This is a genomic window from Hyphomicrobiales bacterium (genome assembly GCA_039989895.1).
GTDB lineage: Bacteria > Pseudomonadota > Alphaproteobacteria > Rhizobiales > JACESI01 > JACESI01.
Window position 1 is genome coordinate 133,410 of record JBDXGY010000006.1, and the last position, 17,062, is coordinate 150,471.

Consider the following 17,062-nt stretch of genomic DNA (forward strand, 5'->3'; position numbering starts at 1 on the left):
GTCGATTTGATGGATGATCTTATAGAACTCACCCCAGAGGAACAGCGTCGCCGCAAAAGACGCTCGGTAGCCGTTGGCTTGGCCTTGGCTGCTCTGGTTGTTCTTTTTTATATCGTAACAGTTGTGAAATTTTTCCCGGATAGTGTCGCATCATGAAACTCAAATTAGAGAATAACGACAAATCTAAAAACCAAAAGGCGAATCGTTCTGTTGCGACTGCCTGTGTTTGTTTTGTCGTTGGCATGGTTGGGATGGCTTATGCGGCTGTGCCACTTTATGAAATCTTTTGTCAGGTGACAGGCTATGGCGGGACAACACAACGGGCAGATGCGCCAGCCGACAAAGTGTTGGATCACGAGATTACCGTTCGCTTTGATGCGAATGTTGGTTCGGGCCTTCCTTGGGAGTTTGACCCTGAAGTCACAAAAATGAAAGTCAAAATAGGCGAAACACAACAAGCCAATTATATCATCAGAAATGTTGATAGCGTGCCTGTTGGAGCCACGGCTTCCTTCAATGTGTCGCCGCCGTCTGCAGGTGCTTATTTCAATAAGCTTGAATGCTTCTGTTTTACAGATCAAGCGCTTTTAGCAGGCGAAACTCAATCGATGCCGGTGATTTTTTTCATCGACCCTGAGTATGTCAATGACCCTGATGTCAAAGATGTTGGAACAATAACATTATCATATACGTTTTTTCCTAGTGAAATAGACGAAGAGACACTTGCACAATTGCAAGAAAACGAGCAAAAACGAATACAATAAACGCTGCGTATGCGGCATTAGAAACTAGGTGAACCATGTCTGACTCACATTCTACAAATCACGACTACCACATCATTGATCCAAGCCCATGGCCTTTGATTGGTTCTATCTCAGCACTCGTTATGGCTGTTGGCGCCGTTACATATATGCATGACGGTCCGATTTACATCATGATCCTTGGCTTGATCGGTGTGCTTTACACAATGTTTGGCTGGTGGAGCGATGTCATACACGAAGCGCATAGCGGCGATCACACAAAAGTCGTTCAGATGCATCTGCGCTATGGCATGATTTTGTTTATTGCATCAGAGGTTATGTTCTTCGTTGCGTGGTTCTGGGCTTTCTTTGATGCAAGTCTTTTTGCAAATGAGGCGATCCAGTTTGCTCGTGTTGAACACACAGGGGGTGTTTGGCCTCCACATGATCTAACTGTTCTAGATCCATGGCATTTGCCGCTGTTCAATACAGTGATTCTGCTTCTTTCGGGCACAACGGTTACATGGGCACACCATGCGCTTTTGCATAATGATCGTGAGAGTTTGAAGCTTGGTCTGATTTGTACAATTATTCTTGGCGCAATTTTCTCTGCGGTGCAGATCTATGAATATGCTGCTGCACCTTTCGGATTCTCCGACAGCATTTATGGCGCTACGTTCTATATGGCCACAGGCTTCCACGGTTTCCATGTTTTTGTTGGTACAGTATTCCTTCTCATTTGTTTGCTTCGTGCAATCAAAGGTCATTTCAAACCAGAACAGCATTTCGGCTTTGAGTCTGCCGCTTGGTATTGGCACTTCGTGGATGTTGTATGGTTGTTCCTTTTTGCTGCCGTTTATGTTTGGGGCAACTTCGGTGGCCATATAGGTCATTAAGGCCAACACAAATTATGATTCAAAGGGGTGCGGTTTTCTGCGCCCCTTTTCATTTGAGCGAGAGATATATGGACGCGCATCATTATCCTGCACAATCCCCCTTTGGTGTCGGTCTTCGTGGCCGTTGCCCAAGGTGTGGGGAAGGCAAATTATTTGATGGCTTTCTTTCAATAAAGAAGACATGTCGAGCATGCCGATTAGATTTGACTTTTACTGATTCAGGTGATGGTCCCGCAATTTTCATTATTTTATTCGTCGGCTTTATTGTTGGCACCTTGTTTTTATATGTCGAGCTAACTTATCAACCCGCTTACTGGGTTCATGCGGTATTGTGGTTGCCTACCATCATAATTCTATCTTTGGGCTTCTTGAGGCCGCTCAAAGGGGTTATGATTGCCCTACAATACAGAAATAACGCTCATGAAGGCCTGCTGGATGGCAGTGAAAATGAAGATGGCTGAGACACATGTTAAATCTGCCGTTTTCACACGCAGCTTCTTCTTTTTGACAATTGCCGCAATCACCGCGCTTGGTGTGTTGATTGCGCTTGGCTCCTGGCAAGTCAAAAGGCTGTCTTGGAAAGAGGCACTGATTGCCAGAGTTGAGGCACAAATCGCAAGTCCGCCAGTTCCATTGGAGGACGTGATACCGGCTCAAACTGAGTTAAGGGGCACGGACAATGATATTGAATATCAGCCCGTGAGCGTGGTTGGCACATTCGACCACTCCAAAGAGTATTTCTATTTTGCAACGCTTGATGGTGCATCAGGGTTTCATGTCTATACGCCATTGAAAATAAACGCAGCCAAAGCGGCATCACCGAGTATCGTCTTTGTTAATCGAGGCTTTGTTCCCGACGATAAAAAAGCACAAGAGACGCGGCCTGACAGCTTGACCTCTGGTGAAGTCACAATTACGGGCCTTTTTCGTTGGCCAGATGTAGAAAAACCAAACAGTTTCATTCCTGATAATGATGTTGAGGCTAATATTTTCTTCTGGCGGGAACTTGCATTGATGCGCAATGAGGCAGGCTACAGTGCCGATGAGCTGCATCCATTCTTTGTCTATGAGAATAAAAAAATAGACGTATCTTTGCCGGTTGGCGGCGTCACGATTATTGATTTTCCGAACAGTCATCTGGCTTATGCGATAACGTGGTATGGCTTAGCGTTGACCTTGATTGGGGTTTATGGCGCCTTGCTGATAGGCCGCGTAAAAGGCGTATATAAGGAAAGACTCAGGTAAGCGTTTAAGCGTGACCTGAACTGGTTGAAAGTAGGGCAGGGTCTATTCCTAAATGTGCAAGGGCTGCATCATATTTAGCTTCGGGATTAGAATTAAAAATCAAATCATGAGTAGCTTCACTGTTCAGCCAGCTATTTTGCTGGATTTCACTTTCAAGTTGTCCTGCGGACCATCCGGCATATCCAAGGGCGAAAAATGCTTTCTTCGGGCCTTCACCACGCGCCAAAACTTTTAAAATCTCAAGTGTCTCAGTCAGACTAACTTTGTCGTTGATACGGTGTGTACTGTCTTCGATGTGGTAGTCGTCGGTATGAAGGACAAAGCCACGTCCAGTCTCAACCGGCCCGCCACGGTGTACCGTAATCTCGGGCGCACCACTTGGCTCTGGCATATCGTCTTTATCACCAAGCACTTGCACTTGTTCCAGAATATCACTGAATGACATGTCTTTCATTGCACGGTTTAAGACGATGCCCATTGTCCCGTCTTCTGTATGCTCGCAAATATAGATAACTGTTTTGTGGAAGCGGCTGTCTTCCATGCTGGGCATGGCAATCAGTATTTGGCCCTTCAGTGATGTGATCGTATTGTTCATCATAAAATATAGTCTAACGGCATGTGGAAAGTGGAGATAGTGAAAACTTAGTCGAAATTTCTTTAAAGTCACATCGCTCACTTAAAATTCATCCAAACGTGTTTATCTCCTTGCTTACTTGTTCACCATCATCAGTGTATAATGATGCTATCATCTACATGCTGTCCTAGTATGTTAAAAACATAAGTAGCCACGTTAGATATATTATGCGTCTCTTTTTTGTTACCCTTATGGTAGCTCTCATATCTGTGTTTTCAAACGCCAATGCGTCGTCAGACTGGTTGTCTGGACTGGGCTATAAAGCACGTTTGATAGAAGGCTCTAGTCAGGCAGACGGAACGTTTCAGGCAGCTTTTGAGATTATTCTTGAAAAGGGTTGGAGCACATATTGGCGTGTTCCGGGTGAACATGGCATTCCGCCACTTTTTGAATATGCAGAATCTAGCAATATCAAAGACTTGATTGTCCATTGGCCAGCACCAGATGTTTTTGTTTCCGGAACAGGTTTGACCATAGGCTATAAAAACCGCGTCGTATTGCCATTTACCATTATCCCTGAAGAAAACGCGCAAAAAGCAGAGCTTAATCTTTCCGCTTTCTTTGGTGTTTGTTCTGAAATCTGCGTTCCTGCTGATGCGAATGTATCAGTGCTGCTTGATCCTAAAAATACAAAGGCGATCGACCAGCCAATCATCGACGAGGCTATGTTAACTGTACCCACTAAGCATGCAGAAAATGGTTTGGATGTAACAGAGGTTTCACTGAAATCTAATGATGAGGACGAATACGTTTATGTGCGCTTGCAGCTTCCAGACAGCGTGAATAACGTTTCTGTTCTGACCGAGGGGCCACAAGATTGGTATTTTGAACCCTACGTCAGCAAACTCTCTAACAAAGAAGCCAATAGCAAGAGTTATATGGCTAAGGTTCCCCTGTATCGTCTTGTGCGTACCGCACTATCGGGCGAAGAGCAGCTAAATGTTACCGTTATTGTCGATGGAACTGCGATAGAAAAAGCCATCTCCCTGAACAATCTATAAAAAGGGTCGACGCATAGCTTGAAAAAGCGGAATATGTGTTTGAGATGAGAACTATATTATTTCACGTTATTGGAGACTATGATTATGGCCATTTCTGTTGGCGACAAACTGCCTAATGCAACATTGACTATCATGACAGATGACGGTCCGACACCTTGCGAATTATCAACATTAACTGCGGGCAAAAAAATCATCATTTTTGGTGTGCCAGGCGCTTTCACTCCAACTTGCCACGGCAATCACTTGCCGGGATTTCTAGATAACCTTGATGCGTTCAAAACAAAGGGTATCGATGACATTGCTGTTGTTTCAGTGAACGATGTCTTCGTGATGGATCAATGGGCAACGACGACTGGCGGTGCAGGGAAAATCCATTATCTATCTGATGGCGCATTTACCTACACAAAAAGCATCGGTATGGATATTGATCTTTCCGATTTTGGTATGGGCGTTCGCTCTAAAAGATATTCAATGGTTGTGGAAGATGGCACCGTCACTATGTTGAATGTTGAAGATGTACCAAAGAGCGCAGAAAAATCAGGCGCAGCCGCTATGCTAGAAGCACTATAGTCTAGCTGTTCTTATAGGGTTCCATCCCTTGACGGGCGAGTTCATCAGCTCGCTCGTTATCAGGATGTCCGGCATGGCCCTTTACCCAATGCCAATGCACATCGTGCCGCCCGCGCGCTTCTTCCAAAGCTTCCCATAGCTCGACATTTTTCACCGGTTTTTTGGCCGCGGTTTTCCAGCCATTGCGTTTCCAGCCTTCAATCCAGCCTGTGATGCCACCTTTAACATATTGCGAATCTGTATAAAGATTGACGGTACAAGGGCGCTTCAAGGCATTCAAAGATTCAATGGCTGCCATCAATTCCATTCGGTTATTTGTGGTTTCAAAATCACCGCCATTCAATTCTTTTTCATGCTCGCCAAACCGCAAAATAGCTCCCCATCCACCTGGGCCAGGATTGCCCGAACAGGCACCATCTGTATAAATTATCACATCTTGTGTGTCATCGCTCATAGGATTAAAGCCCGTATTCCGCCGCAGATTTTACACCGCTGTGAAAGCGCATCTTACGCCAATAATCAATAGGGTCATGGGGTGTCACCAACGCACCATCCGGCACTTCAAGCCAATCATAAAGTCGGGTCAGTAAGAACCGCAAAGCGGCACCTTTTGCAAGGTACGGCAGAGCTTCTTTTTCCGCCTCTTCAAGCGGGCGTACTGATTCATAACCCCGCAAAAGAGTCTTGGCTTTAGTAATATTAAAAGAAAAATCTGGCTCGAAACACCAAGCGTTGAGACAAATGGCGATGTCATAAGCAAGCGCATCATTACAAGCGAAATAAAAGTCAATGATACCCGACAAGTCTTCTCTCAGGAAGAATACATTGTCAGGAAATAAATCAGCATGAATGACGCCGCGTCTTAAATTGTTAGGCCAATTTTCTTCAAGCTCTGTGAGAACTTCTTCAATATCAGCTTGTAATCCAGCTTGTACTGAGTCGGCGCGAGATTTTGATAAGTCAAAAAGAGGGCGCCAGTCTTTTACACTGAGCGCATTTGGTCTGGTCATCTCAAACCCATCGCCAGCCAAGTGAAACTTAGCGAGTGCTTGCCCAAGTTCGCCGCAATGTCGAACCTGTGGCTTGGTGACGGAGAAACCATCAAGAAAAGTAAAAATGGCAGCTGGCCGTTTAGCTAAAACACCCAAGGCGCTTCCGTTATTTTGTCGGCATGGGGTAGGACAAGAAATGCCACGCGCGTTCAAATGGTCAAGTAAACCAAGAAAGAAAGGCAGATCATCGGCATCTACCCTTTTCTCATATAGGGTCAATATATAGGTGCCGTCATCCGTACGTAGCAGATAGTTTGAATTTTCGACGCCTTCCGCAATGCCCTTGAAGGAGACCAGAGAGCCGATATTATATCGAATAAGAAAAGCTTCTAGAGCTTCATCGGAAACTTCTGTGTAAACCGCCATGGGGCATTATCCAATTTCCAGATCCCGACGTCCCTAGCTTGCAGCTTCGATGCGTAGTTCTCGAGGTAGATTAAAAACAACATCTTCCTTGATGGTGTCGATAACTTCAATCTCAAGGGTATAGCGCTCAGAAAATGCATCGAGCACCTCTTCAACAAGAACTTCCGGCGCTGAAGCTCCTGCTGTGATACCCAGTGTTTTGATGTCAGACAATTTGTCCCAATTTAACTCTGTTGCACGCTGCACGAGGTAAGATTTTTTACACCCAGCACGTTCTGCTACTTCACGCAGACGTTGCGAGTTGGAAGAATTGGGTGCGCCAACCACAATCATTGCATCAACGTCTTTAGCAACAGGTTTTACCGCGTGCTGGCGGTTGGTTGTTGCATAACAGATATCTTCTTTGTGAGGGCCATGAATTTCAGGAAAGCGTTTTTGTAAAATGCTGACAATTTCCGCTGTGTCATCTAGCGACAAAGTGGTTTGAGTAATCCAGGCCAATTCATTTGAAGTATCAGGTTGATAATTCATGGCATCAGCTTCTGTTTCAATCAATTCAATTGAACCATCTGGAAGCTGACCCATGGTGCCAACCACTTCTGGGTGGCCCTCGTGACCAACAAGTAGAATATGACGGCCTTTTCTATAATGAACTTCAGCCTCGCGGTGTACTTTTGACACTAAAGGACAGGTTGCATCTAAAAAGAACATATTACGCTCTTTTGCATCTTCAGGTACAGACTTTGGAACACCGTGTGCTGAGAATATGACGGGCTGATTATTTTGAGGAATTTCGTGTAATTCTTCAACGAAAATGGCGCCTTTTTGTTTAAGGCTTTCAACGACATATTTGTTGTGGACGATCTCATGGCGGACATAGACGGGCGCGCCATAGCGTTCCAGAGCCAATTCAACGATTTGAATAGCTCTGTCCACACCGGCACAAAAGCCTCTTGGTGCACACATTTTTACTTTGAGACTTGGTTTTTCTTGGCTCATGGTCAAAATTTCTCTTTGTCATAGGCAAGGCGCCTGTTTGAAATGCGCCTGTTCAAATTCACATAATCGCCGTGCAGGTATGTCTTTACAACATTAACACGTCAATACACGAAAATGGCACAGGAAAACATGGGGTGAATGAAAAATATATAAAATCCAGCAGCTTCGCTGGTCTAGTGCGCAGCTACGGGCATTTCTTTCTCTAAAAGACGTTCAGCATCATCGGCAGTCATGGCCTGAGCAAAATGGAAGCCTTGTGCAAATTCGCACTTTAATTTGTAGAGTTCTGCCACATCCTCTTCCGATTCAGCGCCTTCAGCAATAATATCCATACCTAAATCATGCGCCATAGCAGCGATCGATTTTAAGATAATGTGTTGTTGTGGATTTTCATTGTTCTTGATGAAGGAGCGATCAATTTTGATAGTATCAAAAGGAAAATGTTGTAGTTGTGAAAGTGATGAATATCCGGTGCCAAAATCATCAAGCGATAGGCCGGCCCCAAGCTCTTTCACGCGTTTAAGAACTTGATTGGCGTGTTCCGGGTTTTCCATCATCAAGCTTTCAGTAATTTCCAGTTTCAAAGTGCCTGGCAGTAAAGCTGTCCGGGATAAAACGGTCTTTACGTCATTGATCAAATCGTGGCGCAATAACTGCCGGCTAGACACATTGACGCTAACAAAGAGCGGATAATTTTCCCCCATTTTATCTTGCCATTTGGAGAGCTGCTTGGCCGCTGTATTCAATGCATGAAGGCCAAGCTGAACGATGAGACCAGTTTGTTCTGCGACAGGAATAAACTCAGTGGCCGGTATATTGCCTCGCTTTGTATTGTTCCATCGCAATAAAGCTTCAAAGCCAGCGATTGATTTATCTGAAAGTCGAATGATGGGTTGATAATAAACCGATATTTCTTCTTTTTCGATGGCGCGCCGTAAATCTGATTCAAGAGAAAGAGGATCGTTTCGCAAGTTACGGAAGATCGGTCTAAACGCCTCGATGCGATCACCACCAGATCGTTTTGCTTGCAGCATAGCAAGCTCAGCATCGTTTAATATTTCATTGTTTGGCTGCTCTTCGCCTTGGTGCATGGCGATGCCGATGGATGTTGTAAGAAAAACTTCCTGCTCGCCAAAAGTAATCGGTGCGCGAATTGCACGCCGCATGCCGTCCGCAAAAGCTGCAATTCGTTCGGGGTTATCCTCAGACAGCAAGAGTAGCCCAAACTGGTCACCGTTCAAACGTGCTAAGCTGTCTTGAGGCTTCATCAGGCGAGACAAGCGGCGCGTTATGGCGATAATGATGCTGTCACCAACGGATATGCCTAGACTGTCATTGACTTGTTTGAAACGGTCAATGTCGATCACAAAAACGGCTGGCTTTCTGGCATTTTCAAGCTGTGCGTGCGTCAAAGCATTGTTGATGCGATCTATAAACAAAGTACGATTTGCAAGACCAGTTAGATTGTCATGAACCGCATCGTGTAGCATGCGTTCTTCCACCATACGGCTTTTTGTCACATCCAGCATTGTTCCCACACACCGAACCGCTTCACCATCAGGGCCAACAATCGGGCGGGCGCGTAGTTTGAATGAGCGGAAATTTCCATCATGAGCGCGCAACCTGAAGTCTTGTGAAATCTTGCCACGTTTATATTTCACAATCGCGTCGAGCGTCGCTTTGAAACGATCGCGATCACTAGGGTGCAGTAACTGTAGCCAATTGCGAGCAGCGCCTTCTAGTGTGTGTTCTTTGAGTCCTAAGGTCTCTTCAATGCGCCCACTGGTACTAATTCGATCTCGCAAAATATCCCAGTCCCACACAATGTCACCCGCACCCACAAGGGCCAGTGCTTGTTGCTCGGTGTTGCTGACATAATTTTCAGCAATAGCACCGCCTGAAAAGGCGTGTTGCATAACAGTGAAGCCGATAAGTAGCACAAATAGAACAAGGCCACCTAAAAGAGCGGGCTGAACAATGTCGCTGGTTAAAATGCCCGTCACAGTTGCCCATGCTGCAAGGATCCATGCGTTAAGTAAGATCCATGTGGGGAACAGCATAATGGCGCGGTCATATTTTTTGAATGACAGATATATAATGAGTAGCAGGCCAAGAAAGGCCGTGAGTGCGGCAGAGATACGAGCAACACCCGCAGCAATGGGAGGCTCGACGAAGGCGACGGCCAACAAGATGCCAAGTCCAGCCAACCAAAAAGCTGCAGCTGTTATATAGCTTACATGCCAGCGGTTAAGGTTGAGATAGGCAAACAGGAAAATATGCAGGGCAGCTGCGATGAAAACTTCAGTTCCTGCCCTCCAGAATTGATCCTCACCGGGGCTGATATCAATCAGACGATTCCAAAAACCAAAATCAACGCATACATATAAAAGTACAGCCCATGAAAGGATCGCGGTTGCAGGAAACAATGCTGTTCCCTTCACAACAAAAAGTATAGTTAGAAACACAGCCAGAAGACCGGAAATGCCGATCACGATGCCACGGTAGAGAGTGAAGCTGTTCACAGAATCTTTGTATGCATTGGGTTCCCAGAGATAGACTTTTGGCAAATTGCGCGTGCTAAGCTCGCCCACGTAAGTGACGATATCGCCTGGGTTGAGCGTGATAAGAAAAACATCGGCTTCAATATCTTTAACCCGTTCGGGGGAGAAGCCTTCGCTTGGTGTCAAAGAGGCAAGTCGGGACGCACCCAGATCAGGCCAGAAAAGTTTTGAGCCAGAGAGCTTGAAGTGGGGGGTCACAACATAGCGATCAATTTGCTGGTCAGACGGATTGTGAAGTGAAAAAATAATCCAATGGGATGCATTAGGGTTTTCTTTTGAACGCACCTCAATACGACGCACAATGCCATCTTGGTCTGGCGCGGTGGAGGTTTGGATTTTATCCTCTACATCGAAACGACGATCAACGGAGGTCGTCAAATCAATCGCTTTTTGATCGGGCGGAATTATAATGGGCTCAATTGCAGAGGCTGATTGGAGGGATAAAAAGAAGCATGCACAAACGATCAATCCTGCGATGAAATGCAGACCCCAGTTTGCGTGTGACAATAAGCCTCGATGGACGCTTTGTCTGTCATTCATGCTCATGATATTAAATACCAAAACTCTTAGTTACCCTTATTGCTGATTCAACAATGTCCATTATTTGAAAAGATAAACCAGCCTAATGATAGCATGAGCCAGAAAATAGCGCGTCAATCAACAGCTAACGTCCAATTTTGTTCTTTTATAATCACTTTCTAATATTGCAAATAGCAAATGATCTTGCCACTTCCCTGCAATTTTCAGATATTCGCGCGCATAGCCCTCGCGCTGAAAACCAGCTTTTTCCAAAACCCGCACTGAAGCAATGTTGTGGGGGAGACAGGCGGCTTCCAATCTGTGAAAACCTTGCTCATTAAAAACCTCCGGCAATATGCCGATAACAGCTTCACTCATGTACCCTTTGTTAATATAGGGTTCGCCAACCCAATAGCCGATGGCGCAAGACTGAGCAACACCGCGTAAAATTCTTGATATTGTTATGCCGCCGACAAGCGTTTTGTTAGATTTTGTGAAGAGGAGATAGGTGAAACCTCTGTTTTTGCGTCCATCACGCTGATATCGTTTCAGGCGGCGTTTAAATGCAGGCTTTGTGAGCTCATCTTTTGGCCATGTTGGTTCATACGGCTCAAGAAAAGCACGACTTTTGCTGCGCAAACTGGCCCACTCATCATAATGACTTAAACTGGGAGAGGTTATTAAAAGACGTTTTGTTTCAGTGGGTTCTACGCCACGTAGAGATGGTGTGAAAAAGGCAACCATTGTTTAACACTCACTCTGCTGCCTGCAGAATTTGAAGTCGACTCACGACATCATCAATGCGCAACATGCCTTTAATGGGGCCAATGGCTGACAAGGTTGGGTGCGAGGTTGAGAACACCCTTTGCGCTACTCGCTTGATACAATTTGCAGTGACGGCATTGATCCGTTCAACCTGTTCGTCAGGCGTGATGCAGCGGCCAAATAACAATAAGTGACGGGCAAGTTGAGTAGCTCTTGTTGCCGGGCTTTCTAGACTCATCAAAAGATTAGCCCGCATCTGGGCTTTGGCGCGGTCTACCTCAGATTCGGTGAGATTAATACTGATATTCTCAAGCTCATCAAGAATGACGGGCATCAGTTTAGCTATATCTTCCTTACCTGTCGCGGCATGAATGCCAAAAAGTCCAGTGTCTGAATAAGCCCAATGGAAAGCATAGACCGAATAGCAAAGGCCGCGTTTTTCACGCACTTCTTGAAATAGCCGAGATGACATGCCGCCACCCAGAACAGCCGCTAAAAACTGTATTGTGAAGAAGTCTTCGTGTTCATAGGAATATCCTTCAAACCCAAGAATAATCTGCGCTTCCTGTAAAGGGCGTTCTTCTAGAAATTCTCCACCGATATAGCGGGCTGGGGCTGATTTCTCTGCGCTTCCTTTCGGCAGTTTAGTAAATCGTTTTTTGACCTCGGCAACCAAGGCCTCATGATCCACTTCACCGGCAGCGCTGACAATCATCTCTTTAGCGAGATAATGATGATCAAGATAATGCTTAATTGCATTTGCATCAAAGGCCATGACGCTTTCAGGTGTGCCTAAAATGGGGCGTCCGATGGATTGATCGCTAAAGGCTGTCTCTTGAAAGCGGTCAAAGATCAAATCTTCCGGCATATCCAGTGATGCGCCGATTTCCTGAAGGATAACATGTTGTTCTCTCGCGAGTTCTTCAGAGTTGAGTGTGGAGTTTTGTAAAATATCACTCAAAATATCAACCGCCAGCGGCATGTCATCACTCAAAATACGAGCATAATAAGCTGTGTTCTCGACGCTGGTCGCTGCATTTAATTCACCACCAACAGCTTCAATTTCCTCGGCAATTTTGGTGGCGCTGCGCGTCGTTGTTCCTTTGAACGCCATATGCTCCAGCAGGTGCGCCAAGCCGTGTTCGCTCGCTGTTTCAGTGCGTGAGCCAGCGTTAACCCATACGCCCAATGCCGCACTTTTCAGGTGTGGCATATGGTCAGTGACGACGGTCAATCCATTTTCAAGGCGTGTGGTTTTTACATCCATATGAGGACAGGTATCAACGTTTTAAAGAGACGGCACGTGTCCGTTCTTTAATAAAAGCTTCAACCACTTTTTGGTCATTGGGTAGCACAGTAAATTTTTCCTCTCGTTGCATCAAATCCTCCATCCATTCTGGTAATTTTGGATGAACTCCCGTTGCAGCTTTAACGGCATCCGGGAACTTTGCCGGATGGGCTGTACCCAATGTCACCATGACTGGTGCGTCAGCGCAAGTGTTTCGTGCGACAACTCTTCCAACCGCTGTATGCGGGTCAAGCAGATACCCTGCCTTTTCATGGGTTCTTTTGATCTCATCTGCGGTTTCTTCTTCGCTCGATCGACCAGCATCAAACTCAACGCGTAGTTTGGAAAGCGGGGCCTCTTCGATGGTAAAAGAGCCAGCTTGTTTAAGCCGTTCCATCAAGGTTTTAACCTCGGCACCATCGCGCTGGTAAAGCTCAAAAAGAAGCCGTTCAAAATTTGATGATACTTGTATATCCATCGAAGGCGAGATGGTTTTTTCTACGCCGGTTCCATGATAGTTGCCCGTTTCAAGAGTGCGGGCCAAAATATCATTGCGATTCGTCGCGATCACCAGTCGATCTATTGGCAATCCCATCTGCTTTGCCACATAGCCTGCAAAAATATCACCAAAGTTACCAGTTGGAACAGTGAATGAGATTTTGCGCTTTGGCGCGCCAAGAGCACTGGCTGCTGTAAAATAATAGACAATCTGCGCGACAATGCGCCCCCAATTGATGGAGTTCACACCCGAAAGGGCGACCTCATCCCTGAAGGAGAGATGCGTGAACATTGATTTAACGATCGCTTGGCAATCATCAAAGTTACCCTCAATGGCTAGTGCATGAACATTCCCATCCGACACGGTCGTCATTTGGCGGCGTTGAACGTCTGATACACGCCCTTGGGGGAAGAGAATGAAAATATCGGTATTGGAGCGACCTCGAAAAGCTTCAATCGCTGCACCACCCGTATCGCCTGATGTGGCGCCGACAATCGTGGCGTGGTGTTTTTTATGACTTAACACATGATCCATCAATCGGGAGAGAAGTTGCATCGCAACGTCTTTGAAAGCCAATGTCGGGCCGTGAAACAGCTCCAGTACAAATTCATTGTCTGCAACCTGAATGAGCGGTGTTACAGCGGGGTGACGAAATGTCGCATAGGCTTCATTGATCAAAGTACGTAGCGTGTTGTCATCAATCTCACCATCGACAAAGGGATGAATGACGCTATAAGCGACGTCCGCATAGGGCTTGCCTGCGAAACCTGCAATTGTTGCTTCATCAAGAATTGGCCAGCGCTCTGGCAAATAAAGACCGCCGTCACGAGCAAGTCCCGCCAATACCGCTTCACAAAAACTGAGAGATGGAGCGTCACCCCGTGTGCTTACGTATTTCATTTAATCTTGGGAACCTTGGTTTTGTTGATTTCAAAAGATGCGCCGGACACTACGCCGTGTGCAACGAATCGACAAGCGGCATAATGCTGACAATTAGTTGGGTTATGGTTATTTTATCGATATTTGGGCGTAAAAGCATCATTGGCTTTGATGTTGCTGGACATAAACGCTTTTAGGACGGTATGGGGTGAGTATTAATTCGGATAAAATGAAACATGAGGCGGCAGATCATGACAACACGATTACTGAAGAATTCGATGTCAGTGATTGTGTTTGGGGCGCTGTCGATTGGACTGGCTGCTTGCAATACAACCGGTAGCTCAGATCCTAAATCAGTAAGCGCTGTTAACAGTGATACGCCTATTGATACGGTGAGTACTGCGCCTATTGAAGCGGTGAGTGCTGCGCCTATTGATGACGTGAGTGCTGCGCCTATTGATGGCGCGAGTGATACGCCTATTGATATCGCGAGTGATACGCCTATTGATAGAGAAGCCGTTACTTCGTCAATTACCTCGACTAACCCTACAAGCAATGAAGCATGTCCGCCCATAGAAATACTGGACGGCACCGCAACATTAACCGCCTATGCGAGCGAGAGTGCGGAAAAGCCGGAAAATACGTTACACCAAGCCGTATTCATTAAAACCAACAGTGAATGCACAATCACAGATGGCATTTTATCACTGACTATAAGCGCAGCTGGTCGTGCAGCTAAAGGCCCTAAATCCTTTAGCGATAGTGCAACATTGCCGATTCGTATTGCTGTTGTGAGTGGCGAAAATGATGTTTTATTTTCTCAACTGTATAATCGGCTTGTGCATTTCTCAAATGAAGGGCGCACACAATTTTCGATTGTGGAAAAAAATATAAATATCCCTTTTGAGGGAAACGACAATCTTAAAGTTTTGATTGGTTTTGATACTCTTGGTTCAGATGAAATCGCATCTAAGCCAAATGAAAAAAGCGCAGGATGACGCCTTAAAGTCTTCCATCCCAGCTTTTTAACGCTTCCACTACAGCTGGAAAATCACCCAACATATTAATCGTGGTTTCTGCCCCGGCTTCCATCAGTTTTTCTGCATGGGTGGGATAGGTATGACTGCCGCCAGTAAATCCAACCACCCGCATACCAGCCGCCACGGCAGCGGAAACGCCATGGAACGAATCTTCCAAGACAATTGTTTGTGCTGGATCGCTCCCAAGCGCTTTTGCAGCATGTAGAAATACATTAGGGCTTGGTTTAGCCTCTTTACTACCGACTTCAGTGGCTGAATAGATATACGGTCTGAAACGCTCGAGTAGCTCTGTACGTTTCAGGCTGATGGTCAGTCGCTCCATGGAGGAGTTTGAACAAATACAACGCGGATTATCAAGCATATCCAGCATCCGATGAACGTTGTTGATTGCATTGAGTTCATTGGCCATCTTATCGTCGATGCGGGTATCAATATCATCACTTAATGACTGGGGCAGGCCGGTATCCAGTTCATCAGAGATTTCGCGCATAATCTCTTCATTTGTCATGCCTGAGAATCGTTCGGAAAATTCTTCCTCGGATGCTTCAAATCCATGTTCGGCATAAGCTGCGACTTGGACTTGCAGGGCCAGAATTTCTGAATCCACCAAAACACCGTCGCAATCAAAAATAATCAGCATAAGAACCGATTTCCTATCTCAATCAAAATATAACCAAGCGTCTAGCACGCCTTCATAAAAATTACATGACGAAATAAGCGTTAATTGAACAAATGAGGGCCTATTGTGTAAAGACTTTATTTACCACGCCTATAAACGCGAATTTTACTATAATCGGCAACCATGCGCCATACGGGGCATTCAGCCTCGTCCTATTTGTATTGAGTTGGGATTAAAATGGCTTCACGGAAGAAAAAAGCGATAGCGGCACCGCAGGATTTGCCGCTTGATACAATCATTCAAGGTGATTGTATTGCAGAATTGTCAAAGCTTCCTGCCAATAGCGTTGATGTTATTTTCGCTGATCCGCCCTATAATCTTCAGCTTGCAGGCGATCTTCATCGCCCAGATCAATCAACAGTTGATGCTGTGGACGATGAATGGGATAAATTTTCGAGCTTTGAGGTTTATGACACTTTCACAAAAGCATGGCTTTTGGCCGCGCGTCGTGTGCTGAAACCAAGTGGCACTTTATGGGTGATCGGCTCTTATCACAATATTTTTCGTGTTGGCGCGACATTACAGGATCTTGATTTTTGGATTTTGAACGATGTTATTTGGCGCAAATCAAACCCGATGCCAAATTTCCGTGGTCGCCGTTTTGCTAACGCGCATGAAACCATGATCTGGGCTTCCAAAGGACAAGATGCCAAGGGCTATACGTTTAATTATGAAGCGTTGAAAATGGCGAATGATGACCTCCAAATGCGCTCTGACTGGGTGCTGCCTATTTGCAATGGTGGCGAGCGGTTGAAAGGTGCTGACGGCAAGAAAGTTCATCCAACGCAAAAGCCAGAATCGCTACTTTACCGCGTGCTGATGGCTTCAAGCAAGCCGGGTGATGTTGTGCTTGATCCTTTCTTTGGTACAGGCACCACAGGCGCCGTTGCAAAGGCATTGGGCCGTCATTTCATCGGCATTGAACGTGAGACAGATTATATCAAAGCAGCGAATGCGCGCATTGATGCAATTGAAACATCGGATGCATCCGTGCTGAAAGTAGTCGAGGGAAAACGCGCACAACCACGTGTGGCATTTGGACAGCTCCTTGAAGCTGGTTTTTTGAAGCCGGGTGTTGAACTCTTTGATAAGAAACGCCGCTGGACCGCCACCGTGCGCGTTGACGGCTCACTGGAAGTCTTGAGCGGCGATAAAAAAGGCACGACAGGCTCAATCCATAAAGCAGGCGCACTGGTTCAAGACCTTGATGCCTGTAATGGCTGGACGTTTTGGCATTTTGTTGGTGATGATGGAAAGCTGCATCTGATCGATGATCTGCGCAGCATTATCCGCGCAGATATGGCAGCTTAAAAGCTACCTTCCAGATAG

General features: G+C 45.9%; 18 protein-coding genes. 9 read left to right on the forward strand and 9 right to left on the reverse strand.

What is annotated here, in order from left to right; all coding sequences use genetic code 11:
- Nucleotides 1-9: 9 nt before the first annotated feature.
- The 5 genes from ABJ081_07185 to ABJ081_07205 all read left to right on the forward strand — a co-directional run bounded on the left by ABJ081_07185 (nucleotide 10) and on the right by ABJ081_07205 (nucleotide 2,881).
- Nucleotides 10-156 carry a hypothetical protein gene (locus ABJ081_07185; GenBank protein MEP6356448.1) on the forward strand — a complete coding sequence of 49 codons (147 nt, stop codon included), beginning with the start codon at nucleotides 10-12 and terminating at the stop codon, nucleotides 154-156.
- Nucleotides 153-764: a cytochrome c oxidase assembly protein gene (locus ABJ081_07190; protein MEP6356449.1), complete on the forward strand. Its 612-nt coding sequence runs from the start codon at nucleotides 153-155 to the stop codon at nucleotides 762-764. Before ABJ081_07185 ends, ABJ081_07190 begins: the two co-directional genes overlap by 4 nt.
- 35 nt (nucleotides 765-799) lie before the next feature.
- Nucleotides 800-1,636, forward strand: coding sequence for a cytochrome c oxidase subunit 3 (locus ABJ081_07195; protein ID MEP6356450.1), 837 nt, complete (start codon nucleotides 800-802; stop codon nucleotides 1,634-1,636).
- 68 nt (nucleotides 1,637-1,704) lie between these two features.
- Nucleotides 1,705-2,097 (forward strand): DUF983 domain-containing protein, encoded by a 393-nt coding sequence (locus ABJ081_07200; GenBank protein ID MEP6356451.1) that lies wholly within the window; start codon nucleotides 1,705-1,707, stop codon nucleotides 2,095-2,097.
- On the forward strand, nucleotides 2,090-2,881 hold the full coding sequence (locus tag ABJ081_07205) for an SURF1 family protein (protein ID MEP6356452.1): 792 nt from the start codon (nucleotides 2,090-2,092) through the stop codon (nucleotides 2,879-2,881). The genes ABJ081_07200 and ABJ081_07205 overlap by 8 nt, the downstream gene beginning before the upstream one ends.
- Before the next feature lie 4 nt (nucleotides 2,882-2,885).
- On the opposite strand, the gene ABJ081_07210 is transcribed toward ABJ081_07205, so the two are convergent.
- On the reverse strand, nucleotides 2,886-3,479 hold the full coding sequence (locus tag ABJ081_07210) for a YqgE/AlgH family protein (protein ID MEP6356453.1): 594 nt from the start codon (nucleotides 3,477-3,479) through the stop codon (nucleotides 2,886-2,888).
- A 203-nt stretch (nucleotides 3,480-3,682) separates the two neighbouring features.
- On the opposite strand from ABJ081_07210, the gene ABJ081_07215 reads away from it, so the two are divergent.
- The gene (locus ABJ081_07215; GenBank protein MEP6356454.1) at nucleotides 3,683-4,516 is read left to right on the forward strand and encodes a protein-disulfide reductase DsbD domain-containing protein; all 834 of its coding nucleotides are present in this window, start codon (nucleotides 3,683-3,685) and stop codon (nucleotides 4,514-4,516) included.
- A gap of 84 nt (nucleotides 4,517-4,600) precedes the next feature.
- Entirely contained in the window at nucleotides 4,601-5,086 is a 486-nt protein-coding gene (locus ABJ081_07220) for a peroxiredoxin (GenBank protein ID MEP6356455.1), read from the forward strand.
- Between the two features lies 1 nt (nucleotide 5,087).
- On the opposite strand, the gene rnhA is transcribed toward ABJ081_07220, so the two are convergent.
- The 7 genes from rnhA to thrC all read right to left on the reverse strand — a co-directional run bounded on the left by rnhA (nucleotide 5,088) and on the right by thrC (nucleotide 14,035).
- Entirely contained in the window at nucleotides 5,088-5,540 is a 453-nt protein-coding gene (gene rnhA, locus ABJ081_07225; protein ID MEP6356456.1) for a ribonuclease HI, read from the reverse strand.
- A 4-nt stretch (nucleotides 5,541-5,544) separates the two neighbouring features.
- A complete protein-coding gene (locus ABJ081_07230; protein ID MEP6356457.1) occupies nucleotides 5,545-6,504 on the reverse strand; it encodes a homoserine kinase in 960 nt (319 codons plus the stop codon).
- Between the two features lie 33 nt (nucleotides 6,505-6,537).
- Entirely contained in the window at nucleotides 6,538-7,503 is a 966-nt protein-coding gene (gene ispH / locus ABJ081_07235; GenBank protein MEP6356458.1) for a 4-hydroxy-3-methylbut-2-enyl diphosphate reductase, read from the reverse strand.
- 173 nt (nucleotides 7,504-7,676) lie between these two features.
- Nucleotides 7,677-10,610 (reverse strand): EAL domain-containing protein, encoded by a 2,934-nt coding sequence (locus ABJ081_07240; protein ID MEP6356459.1) that lies wholly within the window; start codon nucleotides 10,608-10,610, stop codon nucleotides 7,677-7,679.
- A gap of 111 nt (nucleotides 10,611-10,721) precedes the next feature.
- A complete protein-coding gene (locus ABJ081_07245; GenBank protein MEP6356460.1) occupies nucleotides 10,722-11,327 on the reverse strand; it encodes a GNAT family protein in 606 nt (201 codons plus the stop codon).
- Between the two features lie 10 nt (nucleotides 11,328-11,337).
- Nucleotides 11,338-12,615, reverse strand: a complete 1,278-nt coding sequence (locus ABJ081_07250; GenBank protein MEP6356461.1) for a pitrilysin family protein — start codon at nucleotides 12,613-12,615, stop codon at nucleotides 11,338-11,340.
- 13 nt (nucleotides 12,616-12,628) lie between these two features.
- Nucleotides 12,629-14,035, reverse strand: a complete 1,407-nt coding sequence (gene thrC, locus ABJ081_07255) for a threonine synthase (GenBank protein ID MEP6356462.1) — start codon at nucleotides 14,033-14,035, stop codon at nucleotides 12,629-12,631.
- 230 nt (nucleotides 14,036-14,265) lie between these two features.
- On the opposite strand from thrC, the gene ABJ081_07260 reads away from it, so the two are divergent.
- Entirely contained in the window at nucleotides 14,266-15,012 is a 747-nt protein-coding gene (locus ABJ081_07260) for a hypothetical protein (protein MEP6356463.1), read from the forward strand.
- A gap of 4 nt (nucleotides 15,013-15,016) precedes the next feature.
- Here ABJ081_07260 and ABJ081_07265 read toward each other — a convergent pair whose 3' ends face one another.
- On the reverse strand, nucleotides 15,017-15,694 hold the full coding sequence (locus ABJ081_07265; protein MEP6356464.1) for an HAD-IA family hydrolase: 678 nt from the start codon (nucleotides 15,692-15,694) through the stop codon (nucleotides 15,017-15,019).
- 216 nt (nucleotides 15,695-15,910) lie between these two features.
- Between ABJ081_07265 and ABJ081_07270 the strand changes: the two genes are divergently transcribed.
- Entirely contained in the window at nucleotides 15,911-17,044 is a 1,134-nt protein-coding gene (locus tag ABJ081_07270) for a site-specific DNA-methyltransferase (GenBank protein MEP6356465.1), read from the forward strand.
- The last annotated feature ends 18 nt before the right edge of the window (nucleotides 17,045-17,062 follow it).